The sequence below is a fragment of the Novosphingobium sp. genome (assembly GCF_037133355.1).
GTDB lineage: Bacteria > Pseudomonadota > Alphaproteobacteria > Sphingomonadales > Sphingomonadaceae > Novosphingobium.
On record NZ_JBAXOI010000004.1, the window covers coordinates 20,372 to 41,447 of the forward strand.

Genomic DNA, 21,076 nt, shown 5'->3' on the forward strand with positions numbered 1-21,076 from the left:
ATGGCCGACACCGCTGCATTGCCCGGCGTCCTGCTCATCGTGACGCAGGATACCAAGGAAGAAGAAGCCCGTTTTGTCCGCGCTGTGCTGGAAGCGGCGGGGGTACGTGTGGTCCATCTCGATCCCAGCGTGCGCCGCACAGTGGGCGGCGCGGAGATTTCACCTGAAGATGTCGCTGCCGCTGCGGGCATGACCATCGAAGAGGTCCGCGCGCTCGGCCATGAAGGCAAATGCCAAGACGCGATGATCCGCGGTGCGATCGCCGCGGCCCATGCGTGGAATTCGAAGGACCCGATCTCCGGCATTCTCGCAGTGGGTGGCTCGATGGGCTCGGCGCTGGCCGGCGCATTGATGCAGAGCTTCCCGTTCGGCCTCCCGCGCCTCATTGTCTCGACGATGGCCTCCGGGTTTACCAAGCCCTACATGGGCGTGCAGGACATCGCGATGATGAACGCGGTGACCGATATCTCGGGCCTGAACTCGATCAGCCGCGACGTGTTCCGCAATGCCGCCAATGCGGTCGCGGGCATGGCGAAGGGCTATGACCCCACCAAGGCGGCGGAACGCCCGCTTGTGCTCATCACCACGCTCGGCACCACCGAGGCTAGCGTGCGCCGCATTCGCGAGGCGCTGGAGAGCGACGGCTGCGAGGTCATGGTCTTCCACTCCTCGGGCGCGGGCGGGCCAACGCTCGACGGGCTGGCGGCGGGCAAGGATGTCGCGCTCGTGCTCGATCTCTCGCAGACCGAGATCATCGACCATATCTTCGGCGGGCTTGCCGATACCGGCCCGGACCGCGGCCGCGCCGCCCTTCTCAAGGGCATCCCGACGATCCTCGCGCCCGGCAATGCCGATTTCATCATCGGCGGACCGATCGACATATCGCGCGAACAGTTCCCGGGGCGCCGCTATCATGAGCACAACCCGCAGCTGACCGCCGTGCGCACGACGTTCGAGGATCTCAAGAAGCTCGCCGACCACCTTGCCGCCAATGTGCGCGACGCCAAGGGGCCGGTACGTGTCTTTACCCCGCTTCATGGCTTTTCCAACCATGACAGCCCGGCCGGGCACCTCATGGACCCGAGCGTGCCGCCGCCCTTTGCCGCCTACTTGCGCGAGGTGATGCCCGCCGAAGTGCCGGTGACCGCAATCGATGCGCACTTCAACGATACCGCGTTCTCCGACGCGATCATCGCCGCCGCGCGCGAGCTTCTTGCAGGCAAGGCATGAGCGACGATCTGCCCTTGAATGCCGAGGATATCGCCGAGATCGCGGCGATCATCGAGGCTTCACCGTACCGCGAGCTCGATCTTTCGACCCGCCGCTTCCGCCTGCGCCTCGCGCGCGCTGACGGGGCGGAAACGGGTCTGACGCAGGAGTGGCAATGGGCCGGCAGCGGGCCCGAGGCTGTGGTCACTGCCGAGGCCGAACATGCCGCCGATCCCGATGCCGTGGCAGCGCCGCTTCCGGGTACGTTCTATCACGCACCCCAGCCCGGTGCACCGCCCTTCGTGACGGTGGGCGACGAGGTCGGGCCCGAGACCGTGGTCGGCATCGTCGAGACGATGAAGCTCATGAACCCGGTCCACGCCGGGCTCGCCGGCACGGTTGCCGAAGTGCTCGCGCCCAACGCCACCATGGTGGCAAAGGGCCAGCCACTGTTCCGGCTCGCCTGAGCGCCAGGCAGGAAAGCACAACATGATACGCCGCCTGTTCATTGCCAATCGCGGCGAGATCGCCTTGCGCGTGATCCGCACCGCGCAAGCCATGGGGATCACCACGGTGCTCGGCGTGTCCAGCGCCGATGCTGCCTCGCTGCCCGCGCTGATGGCGGACGAGACTGTGCTCTTGGGCCCCGGTCCATCCTCGCAAAGCTATCTCGCCATCGACAAGGTCGTGGCGGCGATGGTCTCGGCGGACTGCGACGCGGTCCATCCGGGCTACGGGTTCCTTTCGGAAAACGCCGCATTCGCGCGCGCTGTGGCGGACGCGGGCATTCGCTTCGTCGGACCTGATATCAAGACCCTCGAAGGCATGGGTGACAAGCTCGCCGCTCGAGCGCTTGCGCTGGAAGCCGGGCTGCCGGTGCTCCCCGGGGGCGAGGCGGCAACGCGCGAGGCAGTCCATGCCCGAGCGGCCGAGATCGGCTATCCGCTGCTGCTCAAGGCCGTTGCGGGCGGCGGCGGCAAAGGTATGCGCCGCGTGGACCGCGCTGAAGACCTCGATACCGTGCTCGATATGGCGCAGGCCGAAGCCCAGGCGGCCTTTGGCAACAGCGCTGTCTACGTCGAACGCTTCGTCGCCAAAGGGCGGCATGTTGAAGTCCAGCTGCTCGGCGATGGTACGCACGCCATCCATCTCGGCACGCGCGACTGCTCGATCCAGCGGCGCTTCCAGAAGCTGGTCGAGGAGGCCCCTGCCCCCGCCATGCCCGAAGCGGCGCGTGCCGGCATCGAGGATGCGGCGGTGCGTCTTGCCCGCCACATCGGCTATCGCGGCGCAGGTACGGCAGAGTTCCTCGTCGATGCGACCGATTTCTCGTTCTACTTTCTCGAGCTCAATGCCCGCATCCAGGTCGAGCATCCGGTGACCGAGGCGATCACCGGGGTCGATCTTGTCGAGCAGCAGTTGCTGGTGGCCTCCGGCAAGCCGCTTGCGTTGACGCAGGCCATGGTGCGGCCCTTCGGCCATGCCATCGAAGTGCGCATCAATGCCGAGGACCCTTCGGCCGACTTCCGGCCAGCGCCGGGCCGGATCACGCGGGCGGCCTGGCCTGCAGGAACCGGCGTTCGCGTCGATACCCATATATCGGCAGGCGGCGAGGTTCCGCCGTTCTATGATTCGCTGCTTGGCAAGCTGATCGTCCACGCGCCGAGCCGCGAGGAAGCGGTCGCGCGGCTCAAGGCAGCGCTGGCCGGCATCCGGATTGAAGGCGTGCCGACCACTGCCGGGCTCCACGCCCGAATTGCCGCTGATCCGCGCTTTGCTCTTGGCGGCGTAGACACCGGATTTCTGACAGGACTTGCCGAATGACAACGCTCAGGCTGGTCGATGTGACCATGCGCGATGGCAACCAGAGCCTGTGGGGCGCCACCGGGCTCCACACCGCGCACATGCTGCAGGCCGCGGCGCTTACCGAGGCTTGCGGCTTTCGCGCCATCGATTTCACCTCGTCGAGCCACATGGCGGTGGCGGTTCGCTATTTCCGCAACAACCCGTGGGAACGGCTGCGTCGCATGGCCGCTGCCATGCCGACCACACCGCTGCAGTTCATCACGACGGGTCTGCGCTTCATCGCCTGGCAGCAGGCGGACCCGGAGTTCATGCGGCTCGTCTACCGCGCCCTTCAGGTGAACGGCGTCGGGCGCTTCGTTCTGCTCGATCCGATGCACGAGGTGCCTGCGGTGATCGAGGCGGCGCGGCTGGTGAAGGAGGAAGGCGACGCGGAGGTGATGTGCGCGCTCACCTTCACCCTCTCCGAGTTCCACACCGATCAGTTCTATGCCGATTTCGCGCGCGCCGTGGGGCAAAGCCCTGACATCGACCTGTTCTACATAAAGGACCCGTCCGGCCTGCTTTCGCTCGACCGGGTGCGCACGCTGGTGCCTGCGGTCAAGGCGGCCATCGGCAACCGCCCGCTCGAAATCCACGCGCACACCACGATCGGGCAGGGCATGCTGTCGAGCCTCGAGGCCGCAAGGCTCGGTATCTCGGCCATCCATGTCGGTGTTGGGCCCGGCGGTGACGGCTCGTCGCTGCCTGAGGCGAACCGCATGCTGGCAAACCTCGAGGAGGCGGGTCACACCGTCGAGATCGACCGGACAGCACTCGCACGTCTGACCTCGTACTGGAACCGCGTCGCGCTTGCCGAAAACCTGCCCTCGGGCCGGCCGCAGAACTTCGACGCCAGCTTCCTGCGCCACCAGATCGCCGGCGGCGTAATGACGACCACGGCGCGCCAGCTCGACGAACTCGGGCTCTCGCACCGCCTGCCCGACGTGATCGCCGAGACCGAGCAAGTCCGCGCCGAGCTCGGCTACCCGATCATGGTCACCCCCTTCCCGCAGATGGTCATGAGCCAGGCGCTGTTCAACGTGATCGGCGAGCGGCGTTATGCGCATGTATCGGACCAGGTGATCCGCTACTGCCTTGGCAAGTTCGGCAAGCCGACCTCGCCGATCGACCGCCAGGTACTGGCCGTGATTCAGGACCGGCCGCGCGCGCGCGAGCTTGAGAACGAGCCCACCTTCCCCGCGCTCGGCGATCTCAGGCGCCAATTCGGCTATGCCATGCCCGACGAGGAGTTTCTGCTGCGCGCGGTCATGCCGCCCGAACAGGTCGATGCCATGCTGGCGACCGGCCCATCGCGCGCAACCTACACGCCCGAGGCCGCGCCGATCATCGCGCTGCTCAAGAAGCTCGCGGCCAAACCCACAGCGCGGGACCTTGTGATTGAACGCGGTTCATTCCGCCTTGCCCTTCATGCCGGAGCCAGCCTGTGACGATTGACAACGAAGCCCGCGCGCGTCTTCGCGACGCTGCCGGGTACATTTTCGACATGGATGGCACCATCGCCCTGGGTGACGCGCAAAGCGGCGGGCATAATGCCCTGCCCCATGCGATTGCCCTGCTTGAAGCGCTCAAGGCGCGCGGCACGCCCTTTGTCGTCTACACCAACGGGACAGCCAAGCCGCCCGCCGCCTACGCGGCTTCGCTCCGCAAGGCTGGCTTTCCGGTCGAGGACGGCCAGATGCTGACACCTTCCTCCTCCACCGCAAACTGGCTGAAGCGCACCGGCATTGGTAAAGTGCGGGTGCTCGGAAATCTCGGTTGCCGCGCTCCGCTTGATGATGCTGGGCTTGACGTCATCGGCCCGGATGAAGCGGCGGAAGGCGTTGAGGCGGTCTATACCGGCTGGTTCCGCGAGTTCGATTTTCCCGCGCTGGAAGCTGCCTGTGATTCCCTTTGGAAGGGCGCAAGGCTGCTGACGGCGAGCAACGTCCCCTTTTTCGCCACCGCCAATGGCCGCGCCATCGGCGCGAGCTATCCGATCAACGCGATGCTTACCGCCATGACCGGCAAGCGCCCGCGCATTCTCGGCAAGCCATCACGCGTCGCCTTCGATACCGCGCGGCTCCTCATGGGCCTGCCGCGCAGTGCTGCAAAGCAGATGGTTGTCGTCGGCGATGATCCCGCGCTCGAAATGCGCATGGCCAATGCCGTGGGGGCACTTTCGGTAGGCATGGCGACGGGGATCATGGCCGGGGACGCTGCCTTGCCAGAGCGAGACCGCCCGGCTGTGCTCCTCCAGAGCCTGGAGCCTCTGTTGGGCGTGCTCTAGCGCCGCCTCGCGGTGGGCGCGTGGAAATCTGCCGGTTTGCCCGTGACCCAGACGAGGAATTTCGCCACCGCCGGGTGAATGCGAAGCTGCGCCAGGTCGGCACCGCAGCGTGCCAGTTCGCCATTGCTGAAGTTCGCATGGATCGTGCGGTGGCAGATCGGATGAAGCGCCACCGTCACGCGCCCGTCCCGGCTCTTGGGCACGGGATGGTGCCATTCGGTCCGGGCTCCGAGCGGCCTTTCGCACAGCCAGCAGGTCGCCCCTTCACCGCCGCCGGTCATTCGGTGCCCTGCGGCTCGTCGGTCACGCGGCCAGCGCGCCACAGATAAAGCCCTGCTGCGATTATGATCCCTGCCCCCGCGAGCGCCGTCGCATCGGGGTATTCCCCGAACAGCAGCCAGCCATAGAAGCCCGCCATCAGCAGCTGGAAATACGTCATCGGCGCAACGGTGGCTGCGCCTGCGCGCGATGTCGCCATGTAAATCAAAGCGTGGGCCGAACTGCCGCTGACCGCGATCATCGCGCTCTTGACCAGGACGCTCCACGGCGGCGGCCCCACATGAAGCATGGGAATACCGCTGAAATGCCCGACGAGGGTGAACAGCACGAGGAACAGCGTCGCGAAGATCGCAACATTGACCTGCATCGCCAGCGCCGAGCCGCGCCCCAGCACCGCCCGGTTGCCGATGATCAGCAGCGCCATGCCGACCGCGGCGAAGAGCGGCAACATCGCCGCCGCGCCGATCACCACGAAATTGGGGCGAAGCACGATCAGCACGCCGGCAAACGCAACCAAGCTGGCGACCCAGGTCTCGCGGCGCATCGGCTCGCCGATCAGCGCCGCGGCAAGCAGGGCGGTCACGATCGGGCTGGTGAAGGAAATCGCGGTCGCCTCGGCAATCGGCATGATCTGCACCGCGGTGAAAAACATCGTCGCCGAGAACGCGACGCCAAAGCCGCGCGCCGCGTGCCAGCCCATGCGCTCCATGCGAAAGCCCGCCCAGCCTTCGCGCGCATAGAGGAGGGCGCCCAGCCCCAGCAGGCCGATCACATAGCGCAGCGCGCCGATGGCCGGCCCGGGCCACTGCCCGGCCATCGACTTGACCAGCACGTCGCCGCTCGAAAGCAGCGCAAAGCCGCCGAGCGCCAGCAGCAGTCCGTCTCTCGCACGATTGCGCAAATACCCCTCCGGCCGGTCACCTCTCGATTGCCACTTTGCGGCAGTTCCCTATGTGCGCAAGCTCGATACTGGCCATGTTGCATTATCGGTGCCATGGGATTGCGACAGACAGCGGGTTAAGGCTTCTTTACGGCTTGTTTACCAAGCTTTGCGTAAGGATCGGCCAGTGGCAGGAGGCAGATTGATGCTCGATCAAGTGCCGGGGCGAGAAGCTGCAGGCGCGGTGCATGGGCCGGCGCTCTCCGTTGTCGTGCCCTGCTACAACGAGGCTGAGGGCCTTGCTGAACTGCACCGCCGGGTTGTGGCGGCCGTTGTTCCCCACTTCGGCGACGATTTCGAGATCGTGCTCGTCAACGACGGTTCGCGCGATGGAACCTGGGCCGGGATGGTCGCGCTGTCCGACGCCGATCCGCGCGTCCTGTGCGTCAACCTGGCGCGCAATCATGGCCACCAGCTTGCGCTGACCGCCGGCCTTGCCCAGGCGGCGGGCGAGCTCATCTTCATTCTCGATGCCGATCTGCAAGACCCCCCGGAGCTGATCGGCCCGATGCTCGAGCTGGTCCGTGCGGGCAACGATGTGGTCTATGGCCAGCGCCGCAAGCGCAAGGGCGAGACCGCGTTCAAGCGCGCAACGGCTTCGGCGTTCTACCGCCTGCTTGACCGGCTGGTCGATGTGGAGATCCCGCGCGATACCGGCGATTTCCGCCTGATGACGCGGCGTGTGCTCAATGTGCTGCAGGCCATGCCAGAACGCTACCGCTTCGTGCGCGGAATGGTCAGCTGGGTCGGCTTCAAGCAGGCCCCCCTGCCCTACGATCGCGACGCGCGTTTTGCCGGCGAGACGAAGTATCCGCTCCACAAGATGATTTCCTTCGCGATCGACGCGATCACCAGCTTCTCGGTCGCCCCCTTGCGGATCGCATCGTGGATGGGCGTCTGTGCGGGGTTCGGCGCCTTGCTGATGCTGGGTTATGTGCTTGGCGCCTGGGTCATGGGCTATGCCATCAGCGGCTGGACCTCGACGCTGGCAATCATCCTCGTGCTTGGCTCCACCCAGCTCATGATCCTTGGCATCATGGGCGAATATCTTGGCCGGATGTACATGGAAGCCAAGCGCCGCCCGCTTTACATCATCGACGAGGTCCACGGGGTGCGCAGCGCGCGCCATGCGGTCCACCTACTGCACGTCCACCAGCTTCAGGATACGATCAAGGAGCGGATCAATGGGTGAGGCACTCACCGCCGCGACCACAGCCGAATTCGACGAAGTTGCGCAGGACTACCGCGCGCAGCACGCGCATTCGACCGGCGTATCGGTAGAGGCGCTCGACTATTTCGCCAGCTACAAGATCGAGTACGTGCAGCAGCTCTGGCGTGAACGGGGACGCCGGCCGCGCGTCATCATGGATTTTGGCTCCGGGATCGGCAACGCGCTCGCCCCGATGCACGAGGCTTTCCCCGAGGCCGAAATCATCGCGCTCGACGTATCGCGCGCCAGCCTCGATCTGGTCGATGCGCAGGCCATACCCAGGGTGCGCACGCTCGCCTATGATGGCCTCAAAATCCCGCTACCCGAAGCAAGCCTCGACTGCGTGTTCATCGCCTGCGTGTTCCACCACATCCCTGCCGAACACCATGTGGCGCTTCTCAAGGAACTGCGCCGCGTGCTGCGGCCCGATGGCATGCTCGTGCTGTTCGAACACAATCCGCTCAACCCCATGACCCGCCTGGCCGTCGCGCGCTGCGAGTTCGACCGCGATGCCGTGCTGATCGGTGCGGCCGAGATGCGCCGCCGCCTTCAGGCTGGCGGTTTCATTCGGACCGAGCGCCGCTTCTGCTTGTTCTTCCCGCCGGTGTTGGCGCTGCTGCGTCCGCTGGAACGCTTCCTGGGCTGGCTACCGCTGGGCGCGCAGTACCACCTCGTGGGCAGCTGAATGCCCGAGGTTCCGCCCGCTTCCGGTTCCGACGGGCGCCGTGCCCCCATGTTCCCCCCGATCCTCCGCTTTGCCATCACCGGCGTGGGCAATTCGGTGATCGGGTTTGCGGTGCTGCTACTCGCGCTCAAATCAGGCTTCGGCGATATCGCAGCCAACCTCACGGGGTTCATGGTCGGCCTGACCGTGAGCTTCGTGGCGAACCGGCAATGGACTTTCGCCGTCAGGGGACGTGTCCGACCCGGCGAGATAGCCCGGTATCTTGCCGGGTTCGCAGCGGCGTGGTGCCTGAATATCGCGGTGGTGACGATCGGGATCCGAGCCGGATATGCGGGATCGCCGCTCATCCACCTCGCCGGGATCGCGACCTATTCACTGGCTTTCTTCGTGATCTCGAAGCGCTTCGTCTTTGCGCGCCCATAATGACCAGCAAGAGCGCGACGCAAAAACGCGGCATTCCTGCCCGTCGTGTCGGGCCAGTAACGGTATGCTAACCATGATTTGCTTTTCATCGGGGATGAATTGGGGCGGAGCCTGAGCGCATCATGACTGCTTTACCTCAAGATACCGCGGGAGGCGCGGGAGGAGCCGATACGCCCGGACCGGCGCGGCCTTCTGCCAAGAGCGGGTTGCTGCGGTTCGTCATCCTTGCGGCTGCCATCGCTTTCATCCAGGCCCTCACCTTCAGGGCGATTACCGGGGTCACGGCCTTCCTGCTCCATCGGCAGGATCGCTGGCTGCTGCTGGTCGCTGCCGGTCTCGTCCTCCTGGCGTGTATCCGGCCAGGCGAGCGACTGCGCCTGCCCGCGGTAGAGCGCCGGACCTGGCTGGCCGCCGCACTGGGCCTGTTGGTGGTGTCGGCCGCCGGGCATTTCCTGATCCTCAGCGGCTATGACCTCAGCCGCGATGAGCAGATGGCGACCTTCGATGCCACCGTTTTCGGGCAAGGGCACCTTGTTGCGACTGTGCCCGCGTTCTGGCGCGATCATTCGGATGTGCTCAACACGCTGTTTCTCTATCCGGCGCAGCCGCGCGGCGGGTGGATATCGGCCTATCTGCCCCTCAACGCAGCGTTTCGGGCCTTGCTTGGCCTGATCGGGGCGCCGTGGCTGGCGGGGCCGCTGATGACGACGCTGGGGGCCTTGGCCCTGTTCGGCTGTGTCAGACGCCTGTGGCCCGATGACCGCGAGGCCGCCTTCATCGCGCTCGTGCTCTATGCCGGCTCGGCGCAGGTGCTGTTTGCCGGCATGACGAGCTATGCGATGCCGGGCCATCTGGCGCTCAACTTGTGCTGGTTGTGGCTGTTCCTGCGCCGCACCACCTTGTCAGACCTGGCCGCACTCGCGGTCGGGTTCGTCACCACAGGGCTCCACCAACCCCTGATGCACCCAATGTTTGTAGCGCCGTTCATGCTCTTGCTGCTGGCGAAGCGGCAGTGGCGCCGTGCCGCGCTCTATATCGCCGGCTATGCCGTGATCAGCGTTTTCTGGTTTTGGTGGCCGAACTATGTCTGGACGCTGGTGCAGGTCGATCCGCACGCGATGCGCCCGGAAGGGGTCGACTACTTCACACGCCTTGTCAGCACCTTGCGCGATCGCGATCCGCTGGGGCTGCCCATGATGGTCGCCAATGGCCTGCGCTTCATCGCGTGGCAGCATCTGCTGCTGGTCCCGCTCATGCTTGCAGGCGCGCGCCGATACCGCAGCGATCCCATGGTCGCGGCCCTCGCCGGCGGGCTGGTGCTGACCGTCCTCACCATGGCCGTGCTGCTGCCAAACCAGGGCCACGGCTTCGGCTATCGCTATGTTCACGGGCTGATCGGCAATGGCATCCTGCTGGCAATCTACGGCTGGAAGACGCTGGGGGGCCAGACCGGCCAGTGGCGCACTCTGCTGGTGCGCACGACGGCAGCGGGCGTGCTGGTCGTGCTGCCAGTGCAGGCGATGATGGCGCATGACTTCTACGCAGCCTCGGCAGTGGTGTCCGCCCGGCTTGCCAGCGTCGATGCCGACTATGTCGTCGTGGGGCGCAAGGACGTGCCGACAGCGGTCGATACCGTGCACAATCCGCCCTATCTCACCGGCAGGCCCCTGCGGTTGCTGCGCGACGAGCTGAACGCGGGCACGATCGCCGCGCTTTGCGCAGGCCACCCGACCGTGGTTCTGGCCAGCAATACGCTGGTCGAGCCGCTGGGGGCCTATTACGGCTTCGGTCCGCCCGTGGCCAATTTTCTGAATGCCGATATTGCCCCGCGCCTCGTCAGCGCTGGATGCAAGGTCAGGAGCGCCGAGTAAGCGCCTGGCCAACAGACTCAAGGCGCGCTGCGAAACCGGCCCACGAATAGTGACGCTGGCTATAGTCAATCACCGCTTGGCGTGATGCCTCCGACCGCGCTTCATTCTCGTTTACGACCCGGGCAACCCGTGCGGCGCTGCCAGCGACATCCTGCAGGTCGATCTCCACCCCTTGCAGCCACGCACTGGCGGCAGGATCGGCGCGGGCGCTTTCCTCACCGCAGATAACAGTGAGTCCGACGGCGAGCGCTTCCTGAATGACCAGCGGATAGCCTTCGCCGACACTCGGCAGAAGCAGGCAGTCAGCGCTGCGGAACAGCGCGGCGATGCGTTCGGGCGGCAGTGCGCCCAGCACGTGAACGTTGGGCAGGTCCCAGCGGCACGGGTCGATCGGCCCGGCGCCGGCAAGCGCGAACTGGATATCCGGACTCTGGCGCGCGACCGCCTGCAGGATCGACAGGCCCTTCTTTTCAACAAAGCGGCCGACAAACGCCACCATCAGGCCGCTGGCAGGCAAGTTGAAGACAGACCGCTCCGCCTGACCCGGATGAAAGACGCCGGTATCCACGCCATTGAACTGCAGCAGCGGCGGCCGCTTCATGCGCAGCTGCCCGAAGAACTGGCGGACTGTGTCGCTGATGAACACCACCTGGTCGGCCCCGCGCAACATAGGCCGGGTCACGAGACGATTGGCCAGCGCCATGACCCGCCGCATCCTCGCACTGGCAAACGCGATCTCCGCCACGTGCTGAACGAGGATCACCGGCTTGCGCTGCATCTTCGCGAACACCGCCGCGAGAATGGATGTGCAATAGAGCGCGTCGTGGACCACCACCATGTCGGCGGCCTTTGTCGCGGACCAAAGGCGCGCCATGCCGCGCGGTCCAGGGATGGGCATGGGCAGCCCGGTCAAGGCCTCGGTTGGATTGATGCAAGGCAGGGCCGCGATTGCCACGTCCTTGCCTGTGAGCGGGTCGTCGCCGGCACTCGCCGCCCAGCTGACAGCGTGGCCCCGCGCGGCAAGGTGGTTGCACATCTGCGCGGCAACGCGCTCAATGCCGCCGCCGTGGCCGGCATAGAAATGGGATACGACGAGAAAACGCATCCGCCGGCTGTCAGGCCGCCACGGGATCGAACCGCATGGTGGTTTCGAGCCGATTGGGAAACAGGGCCGCATGCAGCCCCTGCCGGTAGACTTGCGGGCTCGCAACCGCTCCGATCGTCCAACCGCTCTGATCGGCCAGATCCTGCCATTTACGGGCCGAAAGGTAGCGCGCCTGCACCATGCCGCCGAACGGGATGTTGCCCAGCGCATCCAGCACCGTCAGCCGCAGATCGTCGATCTTTCCGGTCGAAAGATGATCCTTGATGTAGAGCGGGCCGTTCACGACGCGGCGGATCTCGCGCAGCAAACCCGCGCGCTCGGCCTGCGGTACGTGATGCAGCACGTTGTTCAGCGTCGCTGCGTCGAAAGCTGCGTCTGCTACCGGGATCGTGCGACCGTCATAGCGCGTGGTGCGCACTTGCAGATCCGGGCAGAACCGGTCGACTACGTCGATCGCCTCGACTTGCCCGACAGGCAGAAGCCGCGACATCGCCTCGGCAATCACGCCCGTGCCGCCGCCGACATCAAGCAGGCGCTGCGGCCGTCCCTGCCACACTGCCCGCAGGCTGTTGAGCATCACGGTCTGGTAGTGCGGGACCTTGCGGCGGTACATCGGCAGGTGCGCCGAGAGGATCTTCTGCAGTTCAAGGGGTTCGATTTCGGCAAAAGTCATGAACCTGATCCTGTCGAAGCGAGCGGGCGGGCAATCGCCCACCGGGTCAAGATGAAGTTGATACCAACGGTGCACACGCTGGCCACGGGCGAGGCAATGACCATCGGCAAATGCAGCGCAACCCTCCAGAACCAGATGACAGGGATGGCAATTGCCACCGACGTCACCATGCCGACACTGTAGCGGCCAAGCCCGCCGAGCGACAGGGGCTGTCCAAACGTCAGCACCGAATGCCCGAAGTAACCAACCAGGGTTGCGACTGTGAATGAAATCGCGATGGCTGACCACAGCGGCATGCCAGCCCAGTCGGTCACGATCATCAAGGCATTGTGCACGGCCAGACACGTGCCGGAGATACCCAGAAAAGCAGTGCGGCTCCGGGTGATCATCCGGCAAGCCTTGCCTTGAGCCAGTAGACACAGGCATTGTCCATGCGGATATGCGCAGGCGTGATCCGGTCCTCGAGCATGGCCCTGAGATTCATGATGACCGAAAGTGTTCCGGCCAGCAGCGGGCCCACCACTGGCAGCTTGCGCATGACATAGGCGTACCCGGTGAGCCTCAGGAGCGTTGTCGTGGCGAGCGGCCCGACCAGCGCGTCGATCGTCTCGACGGCAAAGCCGCGCTGCTCGAGATCGCAGATCAGCCCGGTCCGCGTCCAGCGGCGGTGATCCTCGGGATGCGCATGATACAGCCAGGTGCCGTGCGTGGAGAGGAACAGCGTTCCATCGCTGCGCAGCAGTCGGCGAATTTCCGCGCAATAGGCGTCCAAGTCGCGCACATGCTCGAGGACCTGAACCGACAAGACGGCATCGCAGGAGTGGTCCTCGGCCTGAACGCGCCCGTCTGCGCCGATCTGCAGTTCGGCGTCGGGCCCAAGGTCAGCGCCCTTATAGACGACTCCCTTCGCCTCGATGACCTCGCGGTACGGCATCTGTCCGCAGCCGAAATCGACCACGACATCGCGGGGTTTCAGCGCACCGGCCACATCATGGCCGATCACGCGCGCAAGCTGGCGCAGGATCATCCAGTCGGTGTGCCAGATGCGCGGCCGCAGCCGGTCCGGAGTCATGCAGCAAGATCCTGCAGCGGCGGCGCCGCGATCACCGGCTCGGCCGGAACCGTCCGGGCGACAATCTGCGCCTTGTGACCGGCGATGATCGCCAGCAGGAACCCGCCCATCAAGGTCTGGCATCCGATCGCGCCAAGCGCCGCCGCCAGCGTGATCGGCAGCACCGAGGGCAAGGCGACATAGCCACCACTGGCCCAGTTGTAGCCGGTCAGCACAAAGCCCGCGCCCGACAGAACGAGCAGCCCCGCACCGGCCAGCAGCGCGGCCTCGAGCGTCAGCACCGAGCCGTAGCGCTTCAGGAGTGGCCGCATCTTGCGATACCCCTGATTGACCCCATGCAGGTGGGTCGCCAGCGCCATGATCAGGGCAAGATGGCCCAGCGCGGCCAGCGAGCCGCCGAGTATCACCCAGCTGTCGCCGAAATAGCCCTTGCCGGGCAACAGGCCCAACTGGTGGATTGTAGCGCCGCCGAGGATGGTCGCTGAAGCCAGCAGCGCCAGAACGGCAGGCAGGCCGAACGCCCAGGTCGGGCTGAGCATCACCAGATAGCGCAGATGGCGCCAGCCATCGCGCCAGGGGCGCAGATGCGGCGCACGGTCGCGCAGATCAGGTGACAGGGTTGCGGGAACCTCGTCGATGGCAAGACCCAGCAAGGAGGCCTTGATGACCATTTCGCTGGCAAATTCCATGCCGTCGCTGGTCAGGCCAAGCCGTTCATAGCTGTCCTTGCGAATGGCGCGCAGGCCGCAATGGGCATCGTTGATGCCGGACCGGAAAAACAGATTCAGGATGCCGGTAAGCAGCGGGTTGCCGATGTAGCGGTTCTTCCAGGGCATCGCACCCGGTGCGATCCCGCCCTTGAAGCGCGAGCCCATGCAGAGTTCCGCACCATCCAGGAGCTTGCCGATCATTTGCACCGCATCGGTGAAGTCGTAGCTGCCATCGCAGTCGCCCATGACCAGGAAGCGCCCGTAGGCGGCATTGAAGCCGCCGATCAGCGCCGCGCCATAGCCCTTGCGGGTCACATTCACCACGCGCGCACCAAGCGAAGCGGCCAGCGCCTGGCTGCCGTCGGTCGAGCCGTTGTCGGCAATCACGACTTCGCCTGCGAGACCATACTTGCGATGGATCTGGTCAAGCGCCGCAAGCGCGTTGGCCATGCAGTGATGGAGCGACTGCACTTCATTCAGGCATGGCATGACAATCGTCACGTCGAGCGGCAAAGCCTCCGCTTCAAACGCCCGTGCGACTTGCAATTCCATAGCACCCCCGAAAACGTCGCCAAATCGTTACTCATTGCTAGGGCAAAATGGTTAGCAACCGGTTAGCATGTCCTCCCGGGTGTCCCTTGACCGCTGCGGCGCGGTAGCCGGCCTGCGCACTCCAAGTTCTCGAGTGTGAGCGCTCCTATTTTCTTTCGGTCATGCGGTACTTGTCCCGGCTCGGGACTTCCTTCTGCGGTTGCCCTGGGGCACTTCCATCCATAGGCCCCGAAGAGACTGGCGGAAATACGTGGGTTTCATACGCTGAATGCCGCGCTTGGGCTGTTCGAATCCCGGTTTAGGAATTCCTGAAGGTTTCGGCGGTATTCACCACGCATCGGAAGATCGTGCTGACCATTATCAGTCCAAAGCTTTCGCGATGAGAACAGGGATTTCTGCATGAGCGCATTTGGCCGCAAGTCCGGAGTTGGCGGGGGCAGCACTGCCATGCGCCCCTCGTTCGGCGTGGCGCGTCCGATGAAGTCGGGCGAAGGCTCTGCCGCGCCGGTTCCGGTGCCGATGGGCGGTGAGCAGTTTCCGCCCCTGCCCGGCATGGATTCCGCCGATTCCGGTGGCAACAACAAGTCCGACGCTCTGACGCGTCTGGCTGACCGCGCGAATGGCGTGGCCGAACCCGGTTACCAGGCCGAGGGCTTCGAAGCCTCGGTTCACAAGATCAAGGAACAGGTGCTGCCGCGCCTGCTCGAGCGAGTCGATCCCGAAGCGGCCGCCACCCTGACCAAGGAAGAGCTTTCCGAGGAATTCCGCCCGATCATCATGGAAGTGCTGGCCGAGCTCAAGGTCACGCTCAACCGGCGCGAGCAGTTCGCGCTGGAAAAGGTGCTGATCGACGAGCTGCTCGGCTTTGGCCCGCTCGAAGAACTGCTCAACGACCCTGAGATCTCCGATATCATGGTCAATGGCCCCGAGCAGACCTACATCGAAAAGAAGGGCAAGCTGGTCATCGCCCCGATCCGATTCCGCGATGAAAGCCACTTGTTCCAGATCGCCCAGCGCATCGTGAACCAGGTCGGCCGCCGCGTCGACCAGACCACGCCGCTCGCCGACGCCCGCCTCAAGGACGGCAGCCGCGTCAACGTCATCGTGCCGCCGCTCAGCTTGCGCGGTACCGCGATCTCGATTCGTAAGTTTTCCGAGAAGCCGATCACGCTCGACATGCTTCGCGACTTCGGTTCGATGTCCGACAAGATGTGCACCGCGCTCAAGATCGCGGGCGCGTGCCGGATGAACGTGGTCATCTCGGGCGGTACGGGTTCGGGTAAGACCACGATGCTCAACGCCCTTTCAAAGATGATCGATCCGGGCGAGCGCGTGCTGACGATCGAAGACGCGGCCGAACTTCGCCTGCAGCAGCCGCACTGGCTGCCGCTCGAAACCCGCCCGCCCAACCTTGAAGGCCAGGGCGCGATCACCATCGGCGACCTTGTGAAGAACGCCCTGCGTATGCGACCTGACCGCATCATCCTGGGCGAAATTCGCGGCGCGGAGTGCTTCGACCTGCTCGCCGCGATGAACACCGGTCACGATGGTTCGATGTGTACGCTCCACGCCAACAGCCCGCGCGAATGCCTCGGCCGTATGGAAAACATGATCCTGATGGGCGACATCAAGATCCCCAAGGAAGCGATCTCGCGTCAGATCGCCGAATCGGTGGACCTGATCGTCCAGGTCAAGCGCCTTCGCGACGGCTCGCGTCGCACTACCAACATCACCGAGGTGATCGGGATGGAAGGCGATGTGATCGTGACGCAGGAACTGTTCAAGTTCGAGTATCTCGACGAGAGCGAGGATGGCAAGATCATCGGCGAATTCCGCCCCTCGGGCCTGCGCCCCTATACGCTCGAGAAAGCCCGGCAATTCGGGTTCGATCAGGCCTATCTGGATGCTTGTCTGTAACCTAATCGCTTGATCGGTGTAGCTCCTGCCCTATGGGCGGGGGCATGCCGACCCAACAGAGACCAATGTTCGCGCTGGCGCTGCGCCTTTTGGCGATGCTGGTGCTCTCCGCCATGTTGTTGCTGGTCAAGCTTTCCGGTCAGCATGGGATCTGGCTCCCCGAGACACTATTCTGGCGTCAGTTCATCCCCGCCCTCGCATTGTTCGTGTGGCTTGCCGCCCGAGGCGACCTAGGCCGGCTGCGCACCAAGCGGATCGGCAGCCATGCTCGCCGAGCGCTCGTCGGCGGGACAAGCATGTTTCTGACGCTGGGCGTCGTACAAATCCTGCCGCTTGCTGAGGCGACTGTACTCGGCTTCACCGCACCGATCTTTGCGGTGCTGCTCGCGGTTGCGCTCCTTGGCGAGAAGGTAGGCCCATGGCGCTGGGCTGCCGTCTTGCTAGGGCTGATCGGGATCGTGATCATTGCCGGGCCGGACCGGGCCCATATCCCGCTTACCGGTCTAGCTACCGGGATCGGCGCGGCGTTCATGGTCGCGGTCATTTCAATCCAGCTGCGCGACCTGGGTCGCACCGAGGAGCCGGTTCGCATCGTCTTCTGGTTCTCGACCTTCTGTGTCCCGCCCATGGGCCTGTTCATGCTGAGGACCGGCCTGCCGCACCACGATCTTGCGGGCTGGGCCATGCTGGCCGGCATTGGTGCAACCGGGCTTGCCGCACAGCTACTGATGACTGCTGCGCTGCGCTATGGCAGCGTCGCCAGCGTTATCGTGATGGACTATTCGCAGTTTGGCTGGGCCACGCTGTGGGGCTGGCTGGTCTTTGCCCATGTGCCCGGCGCGCAGACGTGGGTCGGTGCTCCTGCCATCATCGCGGCGGGTCTCATCATCGCCTGGCGCGAGCAGGTACGTGGCAGCGAGGCTCGAGAGCGAACGCCGGCGGCCTAGTTGACCTGCCGCTCCATCCCTTCCCAGTAAGGCTCGCGCAGATTGCGGCGCAGGATCTTGCCCGAAGGATTGCGCGGCAGCGCAGGGATGACGTCGACGGATTTGGGCACCTTGAACCCGGCAATCCGCTCGCGCGCCCAGGCGATGACGCTGGCTTCATCGACTTCGCACCCATCGCGCGGGACAACGCAGGCCTTCACCGCCTCACCCCAGCGCGCGTCCGGCACGCCGATCACCGCGACTTCGGCAACCTGCGGGTGGCCATAGATCGCGCTTTCCACCTCGGCCGGGTAGACGTTCTCGCCGCCCGAAATGATCATGTCCTTGATGCGGTCCTGGATGAAGACATAACCGTCCTCGTCCATGTAGGCGGCATCGCCGGTGCAGATCCAGCCATCGGGGGTGAGCGTCTTGGCGGTCGCCTCGGGCAGCTGCCAGTAGTGCAGCATGTTGGCGGGCGAGTGGATCTGGATCTCGCCCACGGTGCGACGGGGCACCTCGTTGCCTGTGCTATCGACAATGCGGATCTCCGTCCCCGGAACCGCCTTGCCCGCCGAGCGCATCCGCTCGTTACCGGCCAGATCGTGATCCCACGGCGGCAGAATTGCGATGGTGCCAGTCGTCTCGGTCATCCCGTACATCTGCATGAAATCGGCATTCGGAATGGTGGTGACCGCCTGACGAAGCAATTCGAGCGGGATCGGCGCCGCGCCGTAGAGCACGTAGCGCAGCTTCGAGAAATCGGTCGACTGGGCGAGCGGATGCTGGATCAGCATCTGCAAGGCAGCGGGTACGATGAAGAACCGGGTGATCCCCTGCCCAATTGCCGTGAGCGCGCCCTCGGCGGTGAATTCGGCCTGGATGATCGCCCGCGCGCCGCCGCAGAAGGCCATGGTGCCAAGGCCCGTCCCGCCGATATGCGCACAGGGCATGCACACGAGGATGGCATCGTCATCGTGCCATTCGGCCCACGGCAGCCCGGCTTCGAGCGCAGGCCCGCGCAGGCCCATGAAATTGCGCTGACACAGCACCGCGCCTTTGGGCTTGCCGGTCGTGCCCGAGGTGTAGAGCTGGAGAAAAGCGGCCTCGGGTTCGGCTGCGGTGACGGAATCGGCGGGCATCTGCGGAATTGCAGCGCGGGCTGCGCCTTCCTCGATCACTTCCGGCTTCAGCGGCGCGGCGGCGGCAAGATCATGCACGACCGCTTCGAAGCCGCTCCCGGCAAAGACCAGCTTGGCGCGCGTGTCTTCAAGGATATAGGCCATTTCAGCCGGTGCGAGGCGCCATCCGATCGGCACCATGACAACGCCGATCCGTCCGCAGGTCAGCAGCATCTTGAAATAGAGATCGCAGTTCTTGCCGATCCACGCGATGCGGTCCCCCTTCACCACCCCTTTTGCGGCGAGAAAGGCGGCATAGCGGCGGGAGAAGTCCTCGAGCTGGGCATAAGTCGTCGTGCGGCCGTCCTGCTCGTGCGAAACCGCATCGGGCTTTTGGGCAGCCCAGTGCCGGAAAAACGCATCGAATGTCTCGAAACCTGCCGTCTCGCGCATATCGCCATCCTCATCCTGATGTCGCTCGTTTCGGGCCCGCTCACCCCGCGTTCACCTCGCTCGTGGCAGGCACGCAGGCAATGCCGCTGACCCCGCGACTTAACCACGCGATTAAAGGGACAAGACCCATGGTACGCAAGGTGATTTTTTCCATCGCGCTCGGCGCGGTGCTGCTGGGCACGAGCGCCTGCAAGACGGTGAAGGGCCTTGGCGGGGATATCCAGTCGGTCGGCCAGGCTGGTTCCGACGCGATCCACAAGAAGCGCTAGATCCTAGACGTTGCTGAGGCCTTCGGGTCGCTCTCCGAACAGCTTGGCATAACAATCCATGGCGTACTTGTCAGTCATTCCAGCCATGAAGTCGGCTATGTGGCGGCTGCGTGCCGGTTCCGCTTCAGGTAGCCCTGTGCGCCAACTTTCCGGCAGGTTCTCCGGCGCTGCGCGATAGGCGGCAAACAAGCGCGCAATCACAGCCCGAGCACGGTTCGCGGTCTCGACCTGATCGGGGTGGAGATAGAGCGTCTTGTACATGAAGGCCTTGAGGGTGCGCTCCTCCGCCGCCATTGCGCCCGAGAAGCCGGCGAGCGGTCGACCTGCGGCGCGCACGTCTTCAGATGTCAGAACGCCGCTTTCGGCCAGGCGGCGCTGCGTTTCGCCAATAACGTCGTTGACCATGCGGCCGATCTGCCCACGCACCAGTTCTCGGAGCAGCCTTTCACGGGGTGCGCCGGGGAAGCGCCCCTCGATATCGTGCCACTGCGCCGCCAGCGATGGCAGCGTGAGCAGCGTATCGAGATTCAGGAACCCCGCGCGCAGACCGTCGTCGATGTCGTGGTTGTCATAAGCAATATCGTCAGAGATCGACGCAACCTGTGCTTCAAGCGAGGCATGCTGCGCCAGTTCCAGCGGAAAGGCAGCGTCAAGCTCGGCGAGCGCCCAGGTCGGCGCGGTAACCGGCCCGTTGTGCTTGGCCAGACCCTCGAGCAGCTCCCACGTCAGGTTGAGTCCTTCATGCCGCGGATAGGGGCTTTCGAGCCGCATCAGCACGCGCAGGGTATTGGCGTTGTGATCGAAGCCGCCAAGACCCGCCATGGCCTCTTCCAGCGCGTCTTCCCCGGCATGGCCGAACGGCGGATGGCCGATATCGTGCGCAAGGCACAGCGCCTCGGTCAGGTCCTCGTCCAGCCCCAGCGCGCGCGCGACCACCCGGCCGATCTGCGCGACTTCGAGGCTGTGGGTGAGGCGAACGCGGTAGTGGTCGCCGTCGGGGGCGATGAACACCTGCGTCTTGTGGCGCAGGCGGCGGAAGGCGATCGAGTGGATGATCCGGTCGCGGTCGCGCTGGAACACGCTGCGTGGGCCGCGCATGGTTTCGCCCGCCAGCGCGAATTCGCGCCCGCGCGAACGCGCGGGGTCACAGGCCCAAGGGGCGCGGTCCGTCACGTCTTGGCCTGCATGCTGGTAAGGAACCTTGAAAGGGGGACGCGCCGCGAGCCTTAGCCCGGCTTCTTCTCCGGCGCAAAGCCGGTGGCGCAGAGCAGCGCCGAGCTCACCGTCACTTCGATCAACTGGCGATCACCTACCTTGCGCACGGTATAGACGTAGTCCGAAATCGAGCGCTTGGGCGCCTGTAGCGCCTGCAACTTGCGCAACTGGCCAAGCGAGAGGCGGTCAGTCATCCGCTCGGCCATGCAGGCGGCATTGGGCTGCGAGAGCCCGGCATCCATGAGCGCCGAGCGGACGCGGCCTTCGGCGAGCTTGGCCGGAGTGCAACCGGCGGCGAGTATCATGCAGCTGGC

22 protein-coding genes are annotated in these 21,076 nt (G+C 65.0%); 12 read left to right on the forward strand and 10 right to left on the reverse strand.

Annotation, left to right across the window (positions count from 1 at the left end; genetic code table 11):
- The 5 genes from WCL10_RS05530 to WCL10_RS05550 are packed head-to-tail and all read left to right on the forward strand — an operon-like array spanning position 1 to position 5,341.
- Positions 1 to 1,230 (forward strand): Tm-1-like ATP-binding domain-containing protein, encoded by a 1,230-nt coding sequence (locus WCL10_RS05530; RefSeq protein WP_336894636.1) that lies wholly within the window; start codon positions 1 to 3, stop codon positions 1,228 to 1,230.
- The gene (locus tag WCL10_RS05535; protein WP_336894637.1) at positions 1,227 to 1,676 is read left to right on the forward strand and encodes a biotin/lipoyl-containing protein; all 450 of its coding nucleotides are present in this window, start codon (positions 1,227 to 1,229) and stop codon (positions 1,674 to 1,676) included. Before WCL10_RS05530 ends, WCL10_RS05535 begins: the two co-directional genes overlap by 4 nt.
- A 22-nt stretch (positions 1,677 to 1,698) precedes the next feature.
- Positions 1,699 to 3,033: a biotin carboxylase N-terminal domain-containing protein gene (locus WCL10_RS05540; protein WP_336894638.1), complete on the forward strand. Its 1,335-nt coding sequence runs from the start codon at positions 1,699 to 1,701 to the stop codon at positions 3,031 to 3,033.
- A complete protein-coding gene (locus WCL10_RS05545; protein WP_336894639.1) occupies positions 3,030 to 4,502 on the forward strand; it encodes a biotin carboxyl carrier protein in 1,473 nt (490 codons plus the stop codon). Before WCL10_RS05540 ends, WCL10_RS05545 begins: the two co-directional genes overlap by 4 nt.
- Entirely contained in the window at positions 4,499 to 5,341 is an 843-nt protein-coding gene (locus WCL10_RS05550) for an HAD hydrolase-like protein (protein ID WP_336894640.1), read from the forward strand. The genes WCL10_RS05545 and WCL10_RS05550 overlap by 4 nt, the downstream gene beginning before the upstream one ends.
- On the opposite strand, the gene WCL10_RS05555 is transcribed toward WCL10_RS05550, so the two are convergent.
- Both WCL10_RS05555 and WCL10_RS05560 read right to left on the reverse strand, forming a co-directional pair.
- A complete protein-coding gene (locus WCL10_RS05555) occupies positions 5,338 to 5,622 on the reverse strand; it encodes an HNH endonuclease (protein WP_336894641.1) in 285 nt (94 codons plus the stop codon). The genes WCL10_RS05550 and WCL10_RS05555 overlap by 4 nt on opposite strands.
- Positions 5,619 to 6,521 carry a DMT family transporter gene (locus WCL10_RS05560; RefSeq protein ID WP_336894642.1) on the reverse strand — a complete coding sequence of 301 codons (903 nt, stop codon included), beginning with the start codon at positions 6,519 to 6,521 and terminating at the stop codon, positions 5,619 to 5,621. Before WCL10_RS05560 ends, WCL10_RS05555 begins: the two co-directional genes overlap by 4 nt.
- Before the next feature lie 184 nt (positions 6,522 to 6,705).
- On the opposite strand from WCL10_RS05560, the gene WCL10_RS05565 reads away from it, so the two are divergent.
- The 4 genes from WCL10_RS05565 to WCL10_RS05580 all read left to right on the forward strand — a co-directional run bounded on the left by WCL10_RS05565 (position 6,706) and on the right by WCL10_RS05580 (position 10,749).
- Entirely contained in the window at positions 6,706 to 7,752 is a 1,047-nt protein-coding gene (locus WCL10_RS05565; RefSeq protein WP_336894643.1) for a glycosyltransferase family 2 protein, read from the forward strand.
- Entirely contained in the window at positions 7,745 to 8,455 is a 711-nt protein-coding gene (locus WCL10_RS05570; protein ID WP_336894644.1) for a class I SAM-dependent methyltransferase, read from the forward strand. The genes WCL10_RS05565 and WCL10_RS05570 overlap by 8 nt, the downstream gene beginning before the upstream one ends.
- A gap of 48 nt (positions 8,456 to 8,503) precedes the next feature.
- Positions 8,504 to 8,878, forward strand: a complete 375-nt coding sequence (locus WCL10_RS05575) for a GtrA family protein (protein WP_336894645.1) — start codon at positions 8,504 to 8,506, stop codon at positions 8,876 to 8,878.
- Between the two features lie 206 nt (positions 8,879 to 9,084).
- Entirely contained in the window at positions 9,085 to 10,749 is a 1,665-nt protein-coding gene (locus tag WCL10_RS05580; RefSeq protein WP_336894646.1) for a hypothetical protein, read from the forward strand.
- On the opposite strand, the gene WCL10_RS05585 is transcribed toward WCL10_RS05580, so the two are convergent.
- The 5 genes from WCL10_RS05585 to WCL10_RS05605 are packed head-to-tail and all read right to left on the reverse strand — an operon-like array spanning position 10,733 to position 14,861.
- Entirely contained in the window at positions 10,733 to 11,926 is a 1,194-nt protein-coding gene (locus tag WCL10_RS05585; RefSeq protein WP_336894647.1) for a glycosyltransferase family 4 protein, read from the reverse strand. The two genes, WCL10_RS05580 and WCL10_RS05585, sit on opposite strands and share 17 nt — an antisense overlap.
- Positions 11,865 to 12,527 carry a class I SAM-dependent methyltransferase gene (locus WCL10_RS05590; protein ID WP_336894648.1) on the reverse strand — a complete coding sequence of 221 codons (663 nt, stop codon included), beginning with the start codon at positions 12,525 to 12,527 and terminating at the stop codon, positions 11,865 to 11,867. Before WCL10_RS05590 ends, WCL10_RS05585 begins: the two co-directional genes overlap by 62 nt.
- Positions 12,524 to 12,916, reverse strand: coding sequence for a GtrA family protein (locus WCL10_RS05595; protein ID WP_336894649.1), 393 nt, complete (start codon positions 12,914 to 12,916; stop codon positions 12,524 to 12,526). Before WCL10_RS05595 ends, WCL10_RS05590 begins: the two co-directional genes overlap by 4 nt.
- Entirely contained in the window at positions 12,913 to 13,599 is a 687-nt protein-coding gene (locus tag WCL10_RS05600) for a methyltransferase domain-containing protein (RefSeq protein ID WP_336894650.1), read from the reverse strand. Before WCL10_RS05600 ends, WCL10_RS05595 begins: the two co-directional genes overlap by 4 nt.
- Positions 13,596 to 14,861 (reverse strand): glycosyltransferase family 2 protein, encoded by a 1,266-nt coding sequence (locus tag WCL10_RS05605; protein WP_336894651.1) that lies wholly within the window; start codon positions 14,859 to 14,861, stop codon positions 13,596 to 13,598. The genes WCL10_RS05600 and WCL10_RS05605 overlap by 4 nt, the downstream gene beginning before the upstream one ends.
- A 399-nt stretch (positions 14,862 to 15,260) precedes the next feature.
- On the opposite strand from WCL10_RS05605, the gene WCL10_RS05610 reads away from it, so the two are divergent.
- Together WCL10_RS05610 and WCL10_RS05615 are read left to right on the forward strand one after the other, a co-directional pair.
- Complete coding sequence (locus WCL10_RS05610) at positions 15,261 to 16,778, forward strand: CpaF family protein (protein ID WP_336894652.1); 1,518 nt, start codon at positions 15,261 to 15,263, stop codon at positions 16,776 to 16,778.
- 44 nt (positions 16,779 to 16,822) lie between these two features.
- Positions 16,823 to 17,725: a DMT family transporter gene (locus tag WCL10_RS05615; protein WP_336894653.1), complete on the forward strand. Its 903-nt coding sequence runs from the start codon at positions 16,823 to 16,825 to the stop codon at positions 17,723 to 17,725.
- Here the strand turns inward: WCL10_RS05615 and WCL10_RS05620 are convergent.
- Positions 17,722 to 19,278, reverse strand: a complete 1,557-nt coding sequence (locus WCL10_RS05620) for a long-chain-fatty-acid--CoA ligase (RefSeq protein ID WP_336894654.1) — start codon at positions 19,276 to 19,278, stop codon at positions 17,722 to 17,724. The genes WCL10_RS05615 and WCL10_RS05620 overlap by 4 nt on opposite strands.
- A 128-nt stretch (positions 19,279 to 19,406) precedes the next feature.
- On the opposite strand from WCL10_RS05620, the gene WCL10_RS05625 reads away from it, so the two are divergent.
- A complete protein-coding gene (locus WCL10_RS05625) occupies positions 19,407 to 19,547 on the forward strand; it encodes an Entericidin EcnA/B family protein (RefSeq protein ID WP_336894655.1) in 141 nt (46 codons plus the stop codon).
- 3 nt (positions 19,548 to 19,550) lie between these two features.
- On the opposite strand, the gene WCL10_RS05630 is transcribed toward WCL10_RS05625, so the two are convergent.
- Both WCL10_RS05630 and WCL10_RS05635 read right to left on the reverse strand, forming a co-directional pair.
- Positions 19,551 to 20,813 carry a deoxyguanosinetriphosphate triphosphohydrolase gene (locus WCL10_RS05630; RefSeq protein WP_336894831.1) on the reverse strand — a complete coding sequence of 421 codons (1,263 nt, stop codon included), beginning with the start codon at positions 20,811 to 20,813 and terminating at the stop codon, positions 19,551 to 19,553.
- Complete coding sequence (locus tag WCL10_RS05635) at positions 20,774 to 21,067, reverse strand: hypothetical protein (protein ID WP_336894656.1); 294 nt, start codon at positions 21,065 to 21,067, stop codon at positions 20,774 to 20,776. The genes WCL10_RS05630 and WCL10_RS05635 overlap by 40 nt, the downstream gene beginning before the upstream one ends.
- Positions 21,068 to 21,076 lie beyond the last annotated feature (9 nt).